This is a genomic window from Streptomyces sp. HUAS TT7, from assembly GCF_051550175.1.
Classification (GTDB): Bacteria; Actinomycetota; Actinomycetes; order Streptomycetales; family Streptomycetaceae; genus Streptomyces.
The window spans coordinates 1273425-1291058 of record NZ_CP196175.1 but is presented as its reverse complement, the minus strand read 5'-3'; the positions used below and the strand labels follow the sequence as shown (position 1 = coordinate 1291058).

Annotated in this window: 15 protein-coding genes and 2 pseudogenes; 8 read left to right on the top strand and 9 right to left on the bottom strand. The window is 67.6% G+C overall.

The genetic code is table 11. The annotated features are described in order from the left end of the window. Nucleotides 1-92: 92 nt before the first annotated feature. Nucleotides 93-887 (top strand): HipA family kinase, encoded by a 795-nt coding sequence (locus tag ACSHXC_RS05580; protein WP_438290475.1) that lies wholly within the window; start codon nucleotides 93-95, stop codon nucleotides 885-887. Beyond that, nucleotides 884-1522: a TetR/AcrR family transcriptional regulator gene (locus ACSHXC_RS05575; RefSeq protein ID WP_438290474.1), complete on the top strand. Its 639-nt coding sequence runs from the start codon at nucleotides 884-886 to the stop codon at nucleotides 1520-1522. Before ACSHXC_RS05580 ends, ACSHXC_RS05575 begins: the two co-directional genes overlap by 4 nt. A gap of 220 nt (nucleotides 1523-1742) precedes the next feature. Here the strand turns inward: ACSHXC_RS05575 and ACSHXC_RS05570 are convergent, their stop codons facing one another. Next, nucleotides 1743-2054: a hypothetical protein gene (locus ACSHXC_RS05570; RefSeq protein WP_438290473.1), complete on the bottom strand. Its 312-nt coding sequence runs from the start codon at nucleotides 2052-2054 to the stop codon at nucleotides 1743-1745. Between the two features lie 662 nt (nucleotides 2055-2716). Here ACSHXC_RS05570 and ACSHXC_RS05565 point away from each other — a divergent pair. From ACSHXC_RS05565 to ACSHXC_RS05555, 3 genes are read left to right on the top strand one after another with little or no spacing between them, the layout of a single operon-like run. Then, on the top strand, nucleotides 2717-3343 hold the full coding sequence (locus ACSHXC_RS05565; protein WP_438290472.1) for a DUF6230 family protein: 627 nt from the start codon (nucleotides 2717-2719) through the stop codon (nucleotides 3341-3343). A 2-nt stretch (nucleotides 3344-3345) separates the two neighbouring features. After that, a complete protein-coding gene (locus ACSHXC_RS05560; protein ID WP_438290471.1) occupies nucleotides 3346-3726 on the top strand; it encodes a DUF6114 domain-containing protein in 381 nt (126 codons plus the stop codon). Nucleotides 3727-3753: 27 nt separating this feature from the next. Beyond that, nucleotides 3754-5718 (top strand): polyprenyl synthetase family protein, encoded by a 1965-nt coding sequence (locus tag ACSHXC_RS05555; RefSeq protein ID WP_438290470.1) that lies wholly within the window; start codon nucleotides 3754-3756, stop codon nucleotides 5716-5718. 112 nt (nucleotides 5719-5830) lie between these two features. On the opposite strand, the gene ACSHXC_RS05550 is transcribed toward ACSHXC_RS05555, so the two are convergent. Both ACSHXC_RS05550 and ACSHXC_RS05545 read right to left on the bottom strand, forming a co-directional pair. After that, on the bottom strand, nucleotides 5831-8407 hold the full coding sequence (locus ACSHXC_RS05550; protein ID WP_438290469.1) for an AMP-binding protein: 2577 nt from the start codon (nucleotides 8405-8407) through the stop codon (nucleotides 5831-5833). After that, nucleotides 8407-9807, bottom strand: coding sequence for an MFS transporter (locus ACSHXC_RS05545; protein WP_438296448.1), 1401 nt, complete (start codon nucleotides 9805-9807; stop codon nucleotides 8407-8409). The genes ACSHXC_RS05550 and ACSHXC_RS05545 overlap by 1 nt, the downstream gene beginning before the upstream one ends. Here ACSHXC_RS05545 and ACSHXC_RS05540 point away from each other — a divergent pair. Together ACSHXC_RS05540 and ACSHXC_RS05535 are read left to right on the top strand one after the other, a co-directional pair. After that, nucleotides 9722-10018 (top strand): hypothetical protein, encoded by a 297-nt coding sequence (locus tag ACSHXC_RS05540; protein ID WP_438297100.1) that lies wholly within the window; start codon nucleotides 9722-9724, stop codon nucleotides 10016-10018. The genes ACSHXC_RS05545 and ACSHXC_RS05540 overlap by 86 nt on opposite strands. 409 nt (nucleotides 10019-10427) lie before the next feature. After that, entirely contained in the window at nucleotides 10428-11459 is a 1032-nt protein-coding gene (locus ACSHXC_RS05535) for a hypothetical protein (RefSeq protein WP_438290468.1), read from the top strand. A 119-nt stretch (nucleotides 11460-11578) separates the two neighbouring features. On the opposite strand, the gene ACSHXC_RS05530 is transcribed toward ACSHXC_RS05535, so the two are convergent. From ACSHXC_RS05530 to ACSHXC_RS05510, 5 genes and pseudogenes are all read right to left on the bottom strand, one after another. Further along, entirely contained in the window at nucleotides 11579-12466 is an 888-nt protein-coding gene (locus tag ACSHXC_RS05530; RefSeq protein WP_438290467.1) for a hypothetical protein, read from the bottom strand. A 338-nt stretch (nucleotides 12467-12804) separates the two neighbouring features. Continuing rightward, nucleotides 12805-13032, bottom strand: a pseudogene (gene ilvN, locus ACSHXC_RS05525) (acetolactate synthase small subunit); the annotation flags it as partial. A 7-nt stretch (nucleotides 13033-13039) separates the two neighbouring features. Next, complete coding sequence (locus ACSHXC_RS05520; RefSeq protein WP_438296447.1) at nucleotides 13040-14899, bottom strand: acetolactate synthase large subunit; 1860 nt, start codon at nucleotides 14897-14899, stop codon at nucleotides 13040-13042. A 1089-nt stretch (nucleotides 14900-15988) separates the two neighbouring features. After that, nucleotides 15989-16150 (bottom strand): DUF6177 family protein, encoded by a 162-nt coding sequence (locus tag ACSHXC_RS05515; protein WP_438290466.1) that lies wholly within the window; start codon nucleotides 16148-16150, stop codon nucleotides 15989-15991. A gap of 220 nt (nucleotides 16151-16370) precedes the next feature. Beyond that, on the bottom strand, nucleotides 16371-16643 hold the full coding sequence (locus ACSHXC_RS05510; protein ID WP_438290465.1) for a hypothetical protein: 273 nt from the start codon (nucleotides 16641-16643) through the stop codon (nucleotides 16371-16373). A gap of 168 nt (nucleotides 16644-16811) precedes the next feature. On the opposite strand from ACSHXC_RS05510, the pseudogene ACSHXC_RS05505 reads away from it, so the two are divergent. Then, a pseudogene (locus tag ACSHXC_RS05505) lies at nucleotides 16812-16941 on the top strand (transposase); the annotation flags it as partial. 384 nt (nucleotides 16942-17325) lie between these two features. On the opposite strand, the gene ACSHXC_RS05500 reads toward ACSHXC_RS05505, so the two are convergent. Next, entirely contained in the window at nucleotides 17326-17550 is a 225-nt protein-coding gene (locus ACSHXC_RS05500; RefSeq protein WP_438290464.1) for a hypothetical protein, read from the bottom strand. Nucleotides 17551-17634 lie beyond the last annotated feature (84 nt).

Sequence of the window (17634 nt, the reverse complement as noted above, 5' to 3'; positions counted from 1 at the left end):
AGCTCACAAAAACGATAGCGCGTTGTATATTTGCAGTGCATTTCACTTTTAGCCGGGGCGGGCGCCAGCAGCCGGAGCAGGGACAGGAGTGTATGGAGACACCCTCGGACGGGCTGCGCACGGTGACGGCCGTGCGGTATGTGACCCCGCTGCGGAGCGGCGGCTCCGTCCCCGGCATCGTCGAGGCCGACGACCTGGGGACGTACGTGGTCAAGTTCACCGGCTCGGCACAGGGCCGCAAGGCGCTCGTCGCCGAGGTCATCGTGGGCGAACTGGCGCGTCACCTCGGGCTGCGGGTACCGGAGTTGGTGCTGGTGGACTTCGATCCCTCGGTAGCCGCCGAGGAACCGCACCAGGAGGTGCAGGACCTGCTGCACGCCAGCGCGGGGATCAACCTCGGCATGGACTACCTGCCGGGAGCCGCCGACTTCACTCCGGGTGCGCCCGATGCCGATCCGGTGGAGTCGGCCAGGATTCTCTGGCTGGACGCGTTCACCGCGAATGTGGACCGTACGGTGCACAGCCCGAATCTCATGACGTGGCCGACCTCCGGCCGCCAAGAGCCCCGTCGGTGGCTCATCGACCACGGCGCGGCGCTGGTGTTCCACTACCGGTGGGAGGGCGCGGCGGACGCGGTCGGCAAGGCCTACGACTTCCGGTCGCACGCGCTGGGCTCGCCCGGCCTCGACATGGCGGCGGCGGACGCCGAACTGGCCCCCCGGGTGCCCCCGGAGGTGCTGCACCGGGTGGTCGCGGCCGTGCCGGACGCGTGGCTGGCCGACGAGCCGGGGTTCGCCACCCCGCAGGACGTCCGCGACGCCTATGTGACCCACCTCGCCTCCCGCGCACGGGTATCCGCCCAGTGGCTTCCCCAGGAGCTGCTGTGAGTGAAGGACTGCGGGAGCGGAAGAAACGGCAGACGCGGCAACGGATCTCCGAGACGGCTCTCGGCCTGTTCGTGGCACGGGGCTTCGACAACGTCACCATCGCCGAAGTCGCAGCAACCGCGGACGTCTCGGTCAACACCCTCTACAACTACTTCGCGGCCAAGGAAGACCTCGTTCTGCCGCCGGACGAGGCATCCCCGCAGCGGCTCGCCGACATCGTGCGCGCCCGGCAGCCCGGCGAGTCCGCCGCGCGAGCGGTGCTCGGCCAACTGCGGGACGAACTGCGGCGCCGGGACCGGAAGGTGGGCCTGACCGCGGGCTTCGGCCCCGTATTCGAGATGATGCGGGCAGCCCCCACGCTCACCGCCCGCCTGGAAGACCTCGGCCGACAGATGACCGACGCCCTCGCCGCGGTCCTGGCCGAAGAGACCGCAGCGGCCCCCGACGACCAGACGCCACGCGTGGTCGCCAGCGAGATCGGCTGGTTCCACTCACTGCTCTACAGCGAGATCGGCCGACGCATCGCGGCCGGCGAGAAGCCCGCCGCGATCGCCGAGGCTCTGCTGGAACTCCTCGACATCGTCGAGGAGACCCTCGGCCAACGAGCGCTCGGCTACGCCATCCGCGAAGGCTGACGCCGCCGGTACGCCCTCCCAGCACCGCTGAACCCGCGACCGTGGCGTCAGTCCCGCCCTGTGCTCTCCTGGCCCGCCGCCCACCGGGCGGTGAGCGTGTCCACGGCGGTGACGGCGCGCCTCGTGCGGGCGTGCGCACCGTGTTGCTGAACTCGACGTGCAGGAACGGGACATCCTCGGCTGCCGCCTTGCGGCCCTCGACGCCGCAGCGCAGGCGGATTCAGGACGTCCAGTGGCGGTACGCCTCCACCCATTCCCGACCGTCGGGTGGGGGAGTGGGCACCGGGAGGTCGAGGATTCCGATGGCCTGGCGGTACCGGCCGCGCCGGCACCGGGCGGTGATCTGATTGCTGGGATTCAGCTCAATCGCGGTGACGGTGACCGTGACGCCGAGGACGGTGGTCTCGAACGGCAGGGCCAGCCGGTCGCCGATCACCACGGCGAAGGAACCAAGCTGTTCGTACTCGCCGTAGGCATCCACGGTCACCTCGGCGACCAGAGCGTCGAGTTCGGCCTTGGAGAATTTCCTCAAGGCGCGTATCACCGGCCCGCGCGCAAGAGTTCCGCGAGGCCGGCGCCGACCAGGGTGACGGACGGCGAGGGCTCGCCCCACCTCAGCCTGGTCATGGGCCAAGGGGGGCAAGGGGGGCCAGGCGGGCTGTGGCGTCACCATCAACGGCACGGAGGCCAAGGGGGCCGTCGCCAAGGCCGAGTGCGGCACAGCGAATTGTGTGGCGGTCTCGTCGGCCGGGAAGTCCGCGTAGCCATGGTGGAGAACGGCATGGAAGACGGGCCGGTGTCGCCTCCGGTGGGGGTGGTGGATGTCTGTGGCACAGCCGCATGCGGCGGGCAGGGCCTTAGGTGAGGAGCCGAGCAGGGTGGAGTCCTTGGCCCGTTCCAGGATGAGGGCGGCGGCTGCTTCCCCCTCGTTGTGCTCGTTTGGGTGAACGTGCCCTTTGCGGAGCACCAGTTGATGCCATGTGGCGTTGATCGGGATGCCCTATTGGCTTACCGAGAAGGGGATCAAGCGGCCGGTGGGGAGCTGGAACGGCAAGTAGTCACAGCGGGGGTCCGGGTGGCAGGGCGGTTGCAATGAGCTGCTGCGCCGATGTCCCCGAGGCGGTCCATCGGATGCTCCGGTTGCCTTCGGGCCCGGCAGGCGTGACGAACCCAATGAGAAGAGGAGAGTGGGCCTTGCGCTGCGAAGGCGGGTCGAGCGAGCCGACGGAGGCCCCGGTGACACCGTCGGGGCACGTTCGGTGGCGGCGTTGCGCGGCAGTGTTGGCAGTTGTTCTCGGGGCTGCGTATGCGCTGTTGTCGAGCGGCAGTGCCGGTGCGCTGCAGTTCGCGTTCACCGGACGCGTACCCGTCGTGATCACTGCGGATCAGATCCACGTGACCGGCATGTCCATCGCTCCGGGTCTCTCCTCGGGCGAACACCCCGATACGGCGCTCCTGTCTCTGTTCGAGGACTTTCAGGCCGACGGCGTATGCGTGACGTCCACGGTGGAGCTGCCGGTGATCGGGGCCACCACTGCGCGTCTGTATGCCGACACGCTCTCCAGCTCGGGATTCACCATCGAAGCCGCCTCCCTCACCTCGTCGAGCGTTTCCCTTTCCTCCGCCAGCATGAAGACCGACGTGGCGGGGCGGGAGCAGACCACGCCCTTCAAACTGACAGCAGGCTCCTTCACGGCGTCCAAGGTCCGTGTCGAACCCCGGACGTTCGCCGCTGCCACCCTCGCCGCGAAGGGGTTCCACGCGGACTTCGTCCACGGCCGACAAGGCTGCCCCACCGGCTCTCAGGGCTCCGAGGAGTGACGGTGAACCGACTGTGGCCGGCCGTCCGGTCCCGCTGGCTGCCCTGGTATCGCGCACGTCCCTTCTGGGGCGGCCTGTTGATGTGCCTGGGAGGCGTCGAACTCGTGGTAACCACCTGGAACGGCCTGAGCATGTTGCCGTTCTCGGGGACGGCCGGCGCGTCGGCATGGCTGCTGGGCAGTCTGTGCCTGGTGTCCGGGGTCACCACTTGGCACGTACCGGAAAGACGTCTCTTCCCCGGGGTTCTCGCTCTCATGCTGTCCCTGGTCAGCCTTGTCGCGGCCAACATGGGCGGCCTGTTCCTCGGTTTCCTGCTGCTGGCATCGGGTGGAGCGATGACCGTGGCCTGGACGCCCGAGCCACGCACGCGCAAGGCACCGTAGGAATCACCTCCCGAGAAAGGTCAAGCCTTGGCACGTTGGGAACTGGGCAAGTTCGACGAGTGCCTCGATCTAGCAGGTATCGACGACACCACATTGAGGAAGTCGTACCGGACTTGCTTCAAGTTGGCGCTGAAGACGGACTGGACCATGGCCATGGCCGGGGCGTTCCTGCCGCCGCAGCGCCGGCCGGCGATGGCCGCGGTGGGAGCCGTGGTGCGGTGGGTGGATGACCTGGCGGATCACCGCAAGGGCAATGTCGCGAGGTTTTCCGAGGAGACGCAGGCCCTTCTGGCGGAAGTCCGTTCGGGCCGTTCGGCGCACCCTGTGCGCGCCGCGATCGTGCACAGCATCGTCGCTTTCGCCTTGCCGGTGCCTTCACTGGAGCGGTTCGTCGCGACGACCCAGGCAGACATCGGGAGAACCGAGTTCGCCACCGAGGCGGAGCTGTCGGAGTTCGCCCGCCATGCCGTGGGCGCGCCTGTTCTGCTCGGCTGTCCCCTGCTGGGCGGTCCGGTCGGCGATCCTGCGTTCGACCAGGCGGTGCTGTCGTTCGGTGAGGGCCTGGACCGGGTGGACAACCTGCGTGATCTCTCCGAAGACCTGGCGCGCGGGTGGCTGGGAATCTCAAGAGAGACCCTGGACAACTGCGCAGCCGATCCCGCGGATCTGGTGAACCGCAGGGCAACTCCCGAGGTGCTGCGGGCGCTGCGATGCGAAGCTGACCGGGCCGCGGCTCTCCTGGCCGGCGCCGACATGGTGGCGGCGAGCCTGCCTGCGTACGGCAAGGCCGCAATCGACACCATGCAGTCCCTGTACCGGCTGCATCTGCAGACCGTGACCGAGGATCTGCCCGCTGTTCTGCGCCGACGCCCCCGCCCTCGTACAGCTGCTCTGAAACGGCTGGCGGTCTCCTCACTGGGATCCATGGCCGGTGCCATCCCTCAACCGCGCACGGAAGCGGCTCCCTTCTGCCTTCCCATCGCTGTTTCCCATGCGCACGAGCAGTCCGACAACGTACGTCATTGGGCATCGCACCGGGCGATCAGCGCAGAACTGCGGCGCTGCTGCGAGCAGTCGCAGGACGGAGTGCTCGCCACGATCCAGAGCCACGCCCTCTTGCCCGTCGGGAAGCTGCTCAGGCCGGTTCTCACCGTGGAAGGTGCCGGAGCGGTCGGCGGGGACACCGCCATGGTGGTCCAGGCCGCGGTCAGCATCGAACTCGTCCATGTCGCCAGCCTGATCAACGACGACATCATCGACGGTGACGACCAGCGCAGGGGCCGGGACTCGGCGCCCGCCCGCTTCGGTGCGGACCTCGCCCTCCTGGCCGCCAACGGCCTGGTCATGAAAGCCCTCCAAGGGCTCTCCCGCTGCCGCGAGCAGGGCGTCACCGCAGAGCGCCTCAACCAAGCCTTCACCGAAGCGGGCCAAACAGGCGAAGACCTGACGCGCGGTGTGGCCCTCGAACTGTCCATCACCGACGACCTCACCTGCCCGGTGGACACCTACCTGGAGATGATCAAACTCAAAACGGCTGTGCTCTTCGCCTACGCGAGCCGCCTTGGCGCCTACCTCGTCGACGGCGGCAACGACCACGTCAAGGCGCTGAGCGCGTACGGCCTGGCTCTCGGCATGGCCTTCCAGATCCGTGACGACCTCCTGCCCTACGACAGCACCTCGGAGGCCGTCGGCAAGGACGCCTCCAGCGACCTGAGGAACCATCGCACCACCCTGCCCGTCCTGCTCGCGTACGCCCATGCCACGCCGCATCAACAGGACGAACTGCATGCCTTGTGGAACGACACCGACCACGAACGGGCGCTGCCGGCCTTGCACCGAGTGCTCCAGAGCACCCAGGCGATGGTTCGTGCCCGCAACTTGGCCACTACGTATGGCGAGCAGGCCCAGGGCCACCTGGACCGGCTGCCCGACACCCCCCACCGGACTCGACTGCGACATCTCGTGCGCCAGGCCACACAGCGCATCAACTGACGCATCGACTGGGACGGGCCGGAGACGCATCCTCGCCGGCCGGATCACCCGGTTCGCCGGGGCGGCACCGAACGGCCGCCCCGGCGAACCGGGCTGTCCTGCACTGAATGGGTCAGCGGCGGGCCTGGGCGTCGAGCCAGTCCCGAACCAGTTCGTCGTTGGGCGATTCGAGCAGGGCGAAGTGGTCGACGGGCAGCTTGTCGACGGCCTCGTCCGGCAGGACGTCCCGCCACTGGCCGATGGCGTGTCCGCCGGTCCACGGCTTGCCGCCGTCGGCCGTGACGGTGGTCGGCCCGCGGCGGGCGTAGTCGATCTGGCCACCGGTGTCGCCTTGGAGGATGCGCACCTTCAGCCCGTCGGGCGGGCTCAGGAGCAAGCCGTCCAGGACCCGTGCGTTCGATTCGTACACCGCCCAGGCGTCCTCGATCTCCTGCTGGCCGGCGTCCCGCGCCAGGGTCCCCGCGTCCTTGGCCGCCGCGGTGACCGCGGCCAGGTCGAACCCGCCGTGCTCGTCGACGAACCGCTGGGCGGGGATGGTGATCGACCAGCCGACACGGACGAAGATGTCGAAGGCGTCCTCCACACGGACCCGGTGGGCACCAGGGTCCGGCGGGTCGATGAGCAGGGCCCGCACCGCGTCGCCGCAGCGGTCGTGCAGCCGGCGGGCGACCTCGTAGCCGAACACGCCGCCCAGCGAGAACCCGGACACGCAGATGCTGCCGAACCGTTCGACGCCGCTTGCCAGCAGGACCTCGGCGAGTCCGTCGGCGAGCGCCGCCATGCCCTTGCCGGACAGCTCGGGAGGGGTCTCCATGGCCCACACGGTGTCGTCGGCGGGCAGCAGCCTGGCCAGTGACGCGTACCGGGTGACCGCGCCGGACAGCGGAGGCAGGAAGACCCACAGCCGGTCCTCGCCCGCCGGACGCATCCGCACCAGGGTGGTGCCGGTGGTGTGGTGTGCGGTCGGAATCCCGTCACGCCGATCGGCCAAGAGGCGGGCCAGCGCGTCGAATTGGGGCGTCCGGTACAGCTCGGCGGCGCGCAGGCTCACGTTCAACCTGCCGCGCACCTCGGTGATCAGCTCGATCGCCCTGACCGAGTTGCCGCCGGCCGCGAAGAAGCTCGTCGACTCGTCCTCGGGCGGGGCACCGAGGACCTGTCGCCAAGCCCGCCGCAGTTGTGCGGTCACGTCCGACGGATCGGCGTCGTCCTCGACATCCGTGCTCGGCAGGGCCTTCGCCCGGTCGAGCAGTACCGCGCGGTCGACCTTGCCGCGCGACGTCAGCGGGAACTCGTCGAGGACGGTGACTCGCGAGGGCACCATGTAGTCGGGCAGGGAGGCCGCGAGCAGCCGCACGATCGCCGCCTCGGGATCCGGCGGCGGCGCGAGGCTCTTGTCGAGCCGGACGTACGCGGCGAGCAGCCGGCCGCCGGCGGCTTCGAACGGTACGACCACCGCGTCGACGACGAAGTCGACGGACAGGAGCCGGGAGACGATCTCACCGGGTTCCACCCGGAAACCGCCGTTCACCTTGACCTGCGCGTCGTAGCGGCCGTGCAGGTCGTAGCCGCCGTCGCCCTTCGCGGTGGCCACGTCGCCGGTGCGGTAGGACCACTCCCCGTCGAGCAGGCAGAACGCCGAGGACGACGCCGCGTGCCCCAGGTAGCCGCGACCGACCGCGACGCCCTGGATGACGAGACCGGATGCGTTCCCCTCTTCGCCGAGGGGCTCAAGAAGAAACCGGACGCCGTCGATCGGCGCCCCGATCGCGATGGCGTCGCCGGGCAGCAGGTCCCGGTAGCAGACGACGACGGCCGTCTCGGTCGGACCGTACCCGTTCACCACGCGGGTGCCTCCCGGCGCGACGGTCGCCCAGGCGGCCACCGCACCCTGGGTCGGCGCCTCGCCGCCGGCCATCACCAGGCGCAGCTCCGGCGCGGTGTGCCCGGCCGACGCGGCCAGCTCGGCGCCGAACCTGTTGAAGACGCCTGTCGGCAGGCTCAGCACGGTGACACCGAGCCGACGGCAGTGGTGAAGGAAGTCCTCGGCTCCGCCGTACACGAACGCCTCGTCCCGGAAGACGAGTTCGCAGCCGGCGACCATCGAGGTGCAGATCTGTTCGAGCGCGAGGTCGAACGCGATCGAGGAGAAGAGCAGCCGGGTGTCGTCCGAGGTCAGGCCGTACCAGTCGATGGTGCGCAGGACGTGGTTCTCCAGAGCGGCCTGCTCGACGACGGCTCCCTTGGGCGCCCCGGTCGACCCTGAGGTGTAGGCGACGTACGCGGCGGGGGAGGTGCGCCGGACCAGCCGTTCGTCCAGCGGCGGCCCCGGTCGCGGGCCACGCCTCGGGCCCGACTCAGTGATCAGCGCGGCCGGGCCGCAGTCGTCGACGATCAACTGCTTGCGGCTGTCCGGCAGATCCGGCTCCAGCAGGGTGAAGGCCGCGCCGACCTGGCCGACCGCGGCCATCGCGACGATGGTGTCGAAGCCGACCGGCAGGTCGATGACCACGACGTTCTCCGCCCCGACGCCGAGCTCGCGCAGTCGCGCGGCCAAGGTGTCGCAGGCATCGGCGAGTTCGCGGTAGCTCAGCTTGTGCTCGCCACGGGACAACGCGGTCTTCTGGGGACGGCCGACCGCATGCGCGGCGATCGCGGCATACAGCATGCCGCCGGTTTCCGGAGTCATCAGGCGTTGACCTTTCGCGAACGGGGAGTGGCAGAGGTACTCGTGGTGGTGGGCAGGATCACCAGGACGGCGATCACGGCGACGGACGCCACCGCGGCGCCGGTGATCCAGGCGGCGAGCAGGCCGGAGCTCACGCTGTCGGCGAACCACGTCGCGGCCTGCCCGGACCCGTGGGCGAGCAGGTCGTAGCCCTTGCTCACCGAGCCGGCCGAAGAGGGCAGACCGGGCGCCGACTCGATGTGCTTCCCGTAGCTCGTCGAGAACACCAGGCCCATCACCGCGACGCCCCCGGCGCCCCAGATCTGCTGGAACATGGCGTTCACGGAGGATCCGACGCCCGCGTCGGCCGGTCGCAGACTGGTGACGATCAGCGTCAGCGCGGGTCCGACGGACAGCCCCATGCCGAGCCCGCAGCACAGCAGCCCCGCGGCGAGCAGCGGATAGCGGAGGTCCGCGGCGGCCATGGCGCACAGTGTGCAGCCGAGCGCACCGAGGCCGAGCCCGGTGGCCACGGTGGCCTTCGGCCCGATCCGCGAGGTGACCGTGACGCAGGACAGTGAGGCGATGGTCAGCCCCACCGCGAGCGGGAGCAGGCCGGCACCGGCCTGCAGGGGGCTCCAGCCCAAGCCGTACTGGGTGAACTGACCGGCTAGGAACACCGTGCCGAACAGGGCGAAGAACAGTCCGGACATGGCCACGACGGCGCCGGTGAACGTACGGGTCCGGAAGTAGCCGAGGTCGAACAGCGGCCGGGCGGTGCGCCGTTCATGGACGGTGTATCCGATCAGCGTCAGCAGACCGGCGGCGCCGAGGCCGAACCGCAGCCAGCCGGGGAGCCGGTCGTCGACGGCGAAGATGATCGCCGAGGCGAACACCGCGACACCGATCAGGAGCAGCACCGCTCCGACGGGGTCGGGGCGCCTTGTGACAGGCTCCGGTTTCCGGCGCCGGACGAGGGTGGCGGTGCCGATCAGGGCGATCACGCCGACCGGCACATTGATCAGGAAGATCGATCCGTACCAGAACCGGGTCAGCAGCAGGCCGCCGAGCACTGGGCCGATGGCCACGCCGAGACCGACGACGGCCGGCCACAGCGCGAGCACGCGCCGTCGGCCGCTGTCGGTCAGTTCGTTGGCGAACAGCTTGAAGATGCTCGGCACGATGAACGCCGCACCGATGCCCATGCCCGCGCGGGACAGCACCAGCATGGACACCGAGGGCACGAATGCTCCTAGGAGCGAGGCGGCCGTGAACACGCTGACGCCCCCGGCGTACGAACGACGGGCACCCACGCGGTCGACGACACTGCCCGCGATGATCAGCGACGAGGCGAAGACCAGCATGTATGCGTCGATCGCGAACTGCACGTCCGGCGTGCCCGCCCGCAATGACGCCGAAATTCTCGGTACCGCGGTGTTGATGATGGAATTGTCCGCGGACACCATGAAAAGACTCAGGTATGCGGTGCCCACGACACCAAAGGTGCGCGACACCATCTTCGGTCGACTTTCGGTCAGCGACATGTGGTTCTCGATCTTCTCTAAGGCCTGCGGCCGGCCGTTGACCAGAAAATCGACGGCTTCCACAAAAGTGCAGATGCCGGGCAGCTGAATCGAGAATTGTCGCTGTTCTGCGCCACGGCAAGGAGAGGGGTGTGGGGTGGCTTTCCGGCTGATGGCCTTATGTGCCCCCACTCGCAAGCTATTTTCGGCTCGCCTGTTTGAGACGCTAGCAGCCGACTGCCAGGAAGATCAATCGCAGGTGGCCTGGATCACACCCGAGCTTCCGGCCCAGGTGGGAGCCCGATCCGCTGTCCGTAGATTAAAACCGGCCATTCCGGAAATTCTCCGCCACTTCGTCGGAATCTGAATGATGATTTTGACTCTGCCTCAAATGCATGGACACAGCAAAAAGGCGGGAGTTGACTGCCCTTGTTGCGGCGCCGAACTCGTAATCCGGCCCTGCGTCGAACGGAAGAATCCCCGCCCCCACCGGTGAGGGAATTTCACAAGGAGCGTTAATGACTGTTGAAGCTGCTGTCGGAGCCAACTGGACCATCGCTCCAGAGTTCGTGTTCACGGATGCGGAGCGCGAGGCACTGGAGTATTCGCTCGACAACCTCACAGCCAACCCTTACCGCCTTTACGAGGCGCATCGCTTCCAGGTGGGCCGGCTCATAGCCGAGGGCGTGGTCCCGGAGCGTTTCCGTGCCTACGTCGACTCGCTGGGCACCCGCGACCGTGCCGCCGAGCCCGTAGTAGTCCTGAAGAACGTCCCTTACGACCGCGATGTCCCGGTGTTCGACTTTGACCAGCCCGTACGTTCCAAGTACGAGCTGAAGAAGACGTTCATCGCCGAGGGGTTCCTCGCGCTGTTCGCCCAGCTCGCGAACACTCCGGCCATCGGGTACGTCAACGTCAACGACGGCGATGTCTTCCAGGACATCTACCCGCAGCGTCATCTGCAGGGCAGCCAGTCGCAGAAGGCGCTCAAGCAGATCCACTTCCACAAGGACCTCGCCAACCACTTCGTACGGCCCGACCAGGTGTACATGGTCGGCATGCGCAGCAACCCCGTGAATGAGGTCTACACCTCGTTCGTCCGGAACATCGACGTCATCGCCTCCTTCACCGAGGAAGAGCTGACGCTGCTGCGCTCCAGCGAGTTCTACACGCCCTTCGACGACCTGAGCACCATGGGCGGCGGCCGGGTTCAGCTCGGCGAGGCGGACATGCACCCGATCATCGGCGGCCGCGGCCCGGAGGACCTGCGGTTCTTCGAGAACCGGACCGTGGGGGTCACCGAAGCCGCCAAGGCCATCGTCCCCAAGGTCGCCGAAACCCTGCACTCCCTCAAGCGGCGGGTCTTCATCGAGCCCGGCGACTTCGTGATCACGTACAACAACCACACGATCCACGCCAAGGAGGTCGTCAACGTCGGTGACCCCGAGGCGCTGCAGAGCCGTTGGATCATCAAGACGGTGAACGTGGACGACATGGCGCCCCACCAGAGCCACCTGGTCCCCGGTACCGACCACCTGATCAACGGCTGACCCACCGTCCGACGAACCCCTGAAAGGGGGTCCCGGTGTCGCCTGTTGTGCCCGCCGCTGCCGGGCGGGCACAACAGGTGGTTCTTCTTCGGAACCCGCCGAGTCGGACTGCGTCCGCGTCAGAGCATCTGCGGGAGCATGACGGGCTCCGTGGTGAGCTGCGCCGTGATGAGTGCCGAACCGACGGGTGTCAGAACGTGGTTGACCGCCTTGCCGACACGATGGGTGGCGACCAGGCCGCCGTTGCGCAGGGCGGTCACGTGCACGGAGGCGGTACCCGCGCTGACGCCGAGCCGGTCGGCCAGCTCGGTGGTACCGCAGCCCGCGCCGATGTTGAGGAGCGCTGCCGCGCGGCCGCGGCCGAGCAGCGCGGCGAGCCGGGTGGGGGCCACCGCCTCGCTGTCGTCCCAGAGTTGGCGGTGGCCGGACGCCGGGTAGGTGATGACCGTCCCGCACTCGTTCGTCAGAAGCACCCGGGTCCGCTGGAAGACCGAGGGCACCAGGATCAGCCCGCGCCCGGCGTCTCCCGGCGCATCCCGCATGTCGCGCACGGTGAGGCCGGGCAGGTTGTCGACGACCTGGCGGACTCCGAACGCCGCCAGGTTGTGAGCGCGCAGCGCGACATCGGACTCCAGAGCGGTCCTGATCCGGGGCCAGTCGTCGGCGAGGCAGTCCTGGAAGAACTTCCGCGCCGACTCCTCCAACGGACCCAGTGCCGAGAAGTCGGGTTCCTGACGGCCGCTCGCCGCCCCCTGTCGTCGGAGCAGCTGCCCTGCCGTCAGACGAATCCGGTGCTGCACTTCGGCCTGGGGGAAGTTGAGTGCGTGCCGATTTCCGAATTTCAGGCTGCGCCGGTACCAGCCGCGCAGAGCCGGGTGCTGTCCGCACAGGACTTCGCTCGCCGCCAGTGCCTCAAGGAGCGGCGAGACCAGGAAGCGGCAACTGGACAGGTCACTCGCTGAAACGCTCAGTACCACCTGGCCGTTGTGCTCCGGTCGAGACGCCATCGGCAGGGGAGTTCGCCGACGGGTCGGCGCCGGCGGAGGCTGAGTAATCGTAGTAGTAGACATCGGGTGTGGTATCCCTCAAATCGACCTTCAAGACTGTCGGGTGGCATCCACGTGTGGTGGGCGGTCACTGAGTCGTGTCCCACGGCGCAGGGGCCGGCGGACTCCCTCTACGCGCCTCATCCGATGGCCCGTCGCGACGGGTCGGGTATCTCAGGCAAATCGGGCGGCCCGGCCCCGGCATGCCGGGGCCGGGCGGTGTGCTCAGGCTGAGCGGCGGACGCCGCTCAGAACCCACTCGCACCGAAAGCTGCACGAGCCCTTGGTCAAACGCTCGGCTCTTGGATGGAGATGACGTTCACCAGCTTGTCGAGCTGCTGGATGACCTGCTCCAGCGGGCGCTCGTCCACATCGACGACGATCGTCATCTCGGAGGTGGTGGGTTCGTCGGTGGGACGCACCGACAGCGAGTCGATGTTGAATGCCCGGCGGGAGAAGAGGCCGGCTATCCGCGTGAGGGCACCGGACTTGTTCTCGACCCGGACAACGAGTGTGTGCTTCGCCATGGCGTTCCTACTCCTCGTCGTCGCCGAAGTCGGGACGGCTGTCGCGCGCGGCCAGGATTTCGTCGTTGGAGGTGCCGGCGGCGACCATCGGCCAGACCATGGAGTCCTCGTGGACGATGAAGTCGATGACGACGGGGGCGTCGTTGATCGCCATCGCCTTCTCGATCGTCGCGTCGAGCTGGTCGGGGGATTCGCAGCGCAGCGCGTAGCAGCCCATGGCCTCGGCGAGCTTGACGAAGTCCGGGACGCGGGTGCCGTGGTTGGGCTCTTTGCCGGGTGCTTCGCCGGAGTGCAGCACGGTGTTGGAGTACCGCTGCCCGTAGAACAGGGTCTGCCACTGGCGGACCATGCCGAGGACGCCGTTGTTGATGATCGCGACCTTGATCGGGATGTTGTTCAGCGCACAGGTGGCCAGTTCCTGATTGGTCATCTGGAAGCAGCCGTCACCGTCGATCGCCCAGACCGCCGCCTCCGGCCTGCCCGCCTTGGCGCCCATGGCGGCCGGGACCGCGTAGCCCATCGTGCCCGCGCCGCCGGAGTTGAGCCAGGTGTAGGGCCTGTCGTAGGCGATGAACTGCGAGGCCCACATCTGGTGTTGGCCGACGCCCGCCGCGACGATCGTGTTCTCGTCGGTCAGTTGGCCGATGCGCCGGATGACCTGCTGGGGCGAGAGCTCGCCCTCCGGGGCCGGCTCGTGGCCCAGCGGGTAGGTGCTGCGCCAGTGGTCGAGCTGCTCCCACCACGCCGCGTAGTCGCAGGTCTTCCCGGGGTCTTCCGCGCTCTTGAGTACGTCCCGGAGGGCGGCCGTGAGGTCGGTCAGTGTCTCACGGGCATCTCCGACGATCGGAACGTCCGCGAAACGGTTCTTGCCGATCTCGGCGGGATCGATGTCGGCATGCACGATCGCGGCGTGCGGAGCGAAGCCGTCGAGCTTGCCGGTGACACGGTCGTCGAACCGAGCTCCCAGGGCGACGATCAGGTCGGCCTTCTGAAGTGCCGTCACCGCGGTCACCGTCCCGTGCATGCCGGGCATGCCCAGGTGCTGCGGATGACTGTCGGGGAAGGCGCCGATGCCCATGAGCGTCGTGGTGACGGGTATCCGGGCGAGTTCCGCCAGGGCCTTCAGCTCGGCACTCGCCCGAGCCTTGAGCACACCGCCACCGACGTAGAGCACCGGCCGCTTGGCCTCCGCGATCATCCGGGCGGCTTCCTGGATCTGCCTGCCGTTCGGCTTGGTGACGGGCCGGTAGCCGGGCAGTCGGTGCTCCGTCGGCCACCGGAAGACCGTGTCCTTTTGCAGTGCGTCCTTGGTGATGTCGACCAGGACGGGCCCGGGCCGACCGGTGGATGCGATGTGAAAGGCCTCGAAGATCGCGCGGGGAATGTCGTCCGGGTCCGAGACGAGGGAGCTGTGCTTGGTTATGGGCATGGTGATGCCGCAGATATCGGCTTCCTGGAAGGCATCCGTGCCGATGAGCGAACTTGCCACCTGCCCGGTGATGGCCACGATGGGAACCGAGTCCATATAGGCGTCGGCAATCGGAGTGACCAGATTGGTCGCTCCCGGGCCGCTCGTCGCCATGCAGACCCCGACTTTCCCGGTGGCCTGGGCGTACCCGGTAGCGGCGTGGCCCGCACCCTGTTCGTGCCGCGCCAGAATGTGCCGCACCTTGGTCGAATCCATGAGGGCGTCGTACGCAGGGGTGATCGCTCCACCCGGGATTCCGAACGCGATATCGACGCCCACTTCCTCAAGAGAACGGACGAGGGACTGAGCCCCCGTCATGGTCTCGGAAGAGTGCGAGGGGACGGGTTTTTCTACGGTCTGAGTCATCGTTCTGTATTTCTGTTCTTGGTGCCGCTCCAGGCGGGAAGAACCGCCTGCGGAACCTGAGTTCCGAGCCCGCCCAGCGGGTGCGACAGCGGATATGTGCTCAGCGCCTATGACTCCGTACGATGGAATTCCCGACCATACGGCCAGATCGGGGGTTCACCTTCCTTGAGGCATCACGGCAGGTACAAGCGCTGATCAAGACCCATCCGAATCCGCCCACGGAGGAGCCGGCCAGCCGTGATTGCACACGGAAGCCACTACGGGATGCGAATCGAATGGGGTGGCGGACGCTCAGGCGTCACACCCTGAACACGTGAAGCGGCAGGATGTGCCGACAGAAGAAAACCGGAATTCGGCGCATGGTCTGCGCCCATCCCTCAGGTATGAACGCGGGTCTGCGCTCATACCTCAGGCGTGCGGTATCCGACGGGCCGGGCCCATCGGATTGTGTGGTGCGTATCCGCTGGTGAGCGGGTGTTGATCATAAGCACAGGTGATCTACGGAGGGAAATGCGTTCTCAAATACTGAGAGCCTGTTGTTCTTTGCCTCTCGGCGGGTGTAAGCAGAACCGCCATCGCGCGGCTGGTGGTCTTGGTAGGTTTTATCCTGGAAGGCTGATTTATCTCGTTACCGGGAGTCATTGACCCCTCCGGGCGGTTTCATGACGCACCGCTTCCACGTGCCTGGCCGAGACGGATTATTCCAACTCGGTTTCTCTGTCATGGAGTTGGGCTGCTCGCGGGTACGAAGCGCGGCGATCAAGCTGGAACGCCGGGCGCCGGAGGAGCGAGGCGATGCGCTGGCCGTGCACAACGCCGGCTGCTCAACTCGCCAATGGGTGTGCGAGGTGGTGGGCGTTGGTCGGCTGGGTGGAGCGGTAGCGGGCATGGGGCGGCGCCGCCGATTACCAGAGGTGGGCACAGTTGGTGCATGGCAGCCGCATGGCTTGGGGGCCGAGCCGCAGCAATCGCCGCCAGTCCATGGCGACTTCGTAAGACTTCCAGTGGTCTCAGAAGCAAGGCTGATCAGCCGCACCCGTGATGCGAATCGGCCCGGAGTCGTCTGCGGGGATTCCTCGATCAAGTCCTCTGGATTCACTTGGTGTTGAGCCGCCCCGCGAACTACCCCAGGTATTGGGTGAGTTGCTGGAGTTGAGTCCAGGCTTCAGGGTGGGTGCCGTCGCCGAGGGTGTAGTGGAGGGCGGGGGCGTTGATGGGGCCGAGCCGGGCCGCTGCCAGTTGCGGGGAGGGTGCTTCAGCGTGGGCGAGGCCGGTCTGACGCACGACGTCGGGTCCGAGCCCTCTGCGTGACCGTAATACGCCTGCTCGCCGGGCTCCGCCTCGACTCCGAGCACGTGAACGAGCTCCTCCAGGGCTGACGCGAGCCGAGGTGCGTTGGCAGCGTGGATGGCCGGGTGGGGCTCGCCTCGGAAATCACACAGGGCCCATACGTCGTGGTACACGGACAGATCGGCCCAAGGGCCGATCTCGTCGGGTGACACCATCAACTCGACGAGACGGTACTCGTTGTGACGCGTTCCGCTTGCGTCGAACCACGCGCTCCGGATCCCCGCACAAGGATTCCGCCCATCTCCGCCTGCGGATGACGAGCCGGCCGACAGGCGCGCAGTTCATCGGGCAACACCGGATCATCGAGCGAACGCCCGACAAGATCTAGGCGGCTGTGGATACCGAGCCCGCCCTTTCCGAGCTGGAACCAGTTCCACTCAAGCCCGTTCGGCTCCATCAAAGCGTGCTTCTGGAGTACCGCACTCATGCGCCCCGCAGTCCTGAGCGCGGACTCCAGACCGGGCTCCACGACATCGTCCAGATCCCAGAACCAGGAGCCGCACTCCCTCGGCGCACGCATCAGCACAGCTATCGAACTTCCTCATTGTTTGGCGGCACTGGTCGGATGAATCATGGCGAACCTGTCAACAGAACCAAGATCCGTGACGGCCAGGTTGCCGACCCCCATCTGCCGTGCTATGGCTGTCACCGTCGAGGGCACCTGCGAGATCCTCGGGATCTGGGCCGACGACGGCGATGAGGGCGCCTGCTGGCTCGCTCTCCTGCTCATCCGCATCACCGAGACCAGCGCCGGCTCCACATGGTCGAGCATCCGCTGCGAACTCCAGCGCGTCCACCTCGACACGTTCACTGGCCCCACCGGAACCCTCCAGCAGGTCACCGCCCTGACCAAGACCCAACGAGAACTGCTCGCCCAACTCCAAATCCCCGCCCCGAAGCAGATCGTCGCCTTTCAGCCGGACCCCGCTGACCGGCGCGAACATCACCGCCTACAGAAACACTCTCCAGGCGGACCTACCCATGTCCGCGCAGGTCAGAGCGCAGATTCGGTTCTCCAGGCCGCCGAATTGTGTCGGACCCAGGCGACTCCATCAGCCCCGGGGGAGACCAAGACCAGTTCGCGATGGACCACATCGCCCGGTGGCACGTCAACAGCCCTTCTGTGACGCCTTCTTGCCCACCTCCGACCAGACGGCCAGCCCGGTGCCCAGCGCCGCAAGTGTCAGATATCCGGCGGTCGGAACGCCGATGATCTTGTGTAGGAAACCCCAGGGCCCGTTGCCGAACTGCGAGCCGGCGAAGCCGAGTATGCCCTGGATGCCGACGACCCAGCCGATGGACCCGACTACCTGCTTGGTGATGTTCGCGTTCATGGCTCCACGGTCTCGCTTCGGAGGACCCTATTCCTCGTGCCCGGGGTGGAATCCGCAGTACACCCAAAGATGCAGTGCGGGCCG

Excerpts from the sequence above, each read along its gene's own strand:
- ACSHXC_RS05580 (WP_438290475.1), top strand. The coding sequence starts at position 93 with ATGGAGACACCCTCGGACGGGCTGCGCACGGTGACGGCCGTGCGGTAT.
- ACSHXC_RS05550 (WP_438290469.1), bottom strand. The coding sequence starts at position 8,407 with ATGACTCCGGAAACCGGCGGCATGCTGTATGCCGCGATCGCCGCGCAT.
- ACSHXC_RS05540 (WP_438297100.1), top strand. The coding sequence starts at position 9,722 with ATGATCAGCGACGAGGCGAAGACCAGCATGTATGCGTCGATCGCGAAC.
- ACSHXC_RS05535 (WP_438290468.1), top strand. The coding sequence starts at position 10,428 with ATGACTGTTGAAGCTGCTGTCGGAGCCAACTGGACCATCGCTCCAGAG.
- ACSHXC_RS05530 (WP_438290467.1), bottom strand. The coding sequence starts at position 12,466 with ATGGCGTCTCGACCGGAGCACAACGGCCAGGTGGTACTGAGCGTTTCA.
- ACSHXC_RS05510 (WP_438290465.1), bottom strand. The coding sequence starts at position 16,643 with ATGAGTGCGGTACTCCAGAAGCACGCTTTGATGGAGCCGAACGGGCTT.
- ACSHXC_RS05500 (WP_438290464.1), bottom strand. The coding sequence starts at position 17,550 with ATGAACGCGAACATCACCAAGCAGGTAGTCGGGTCCATCGGCTGGGTC.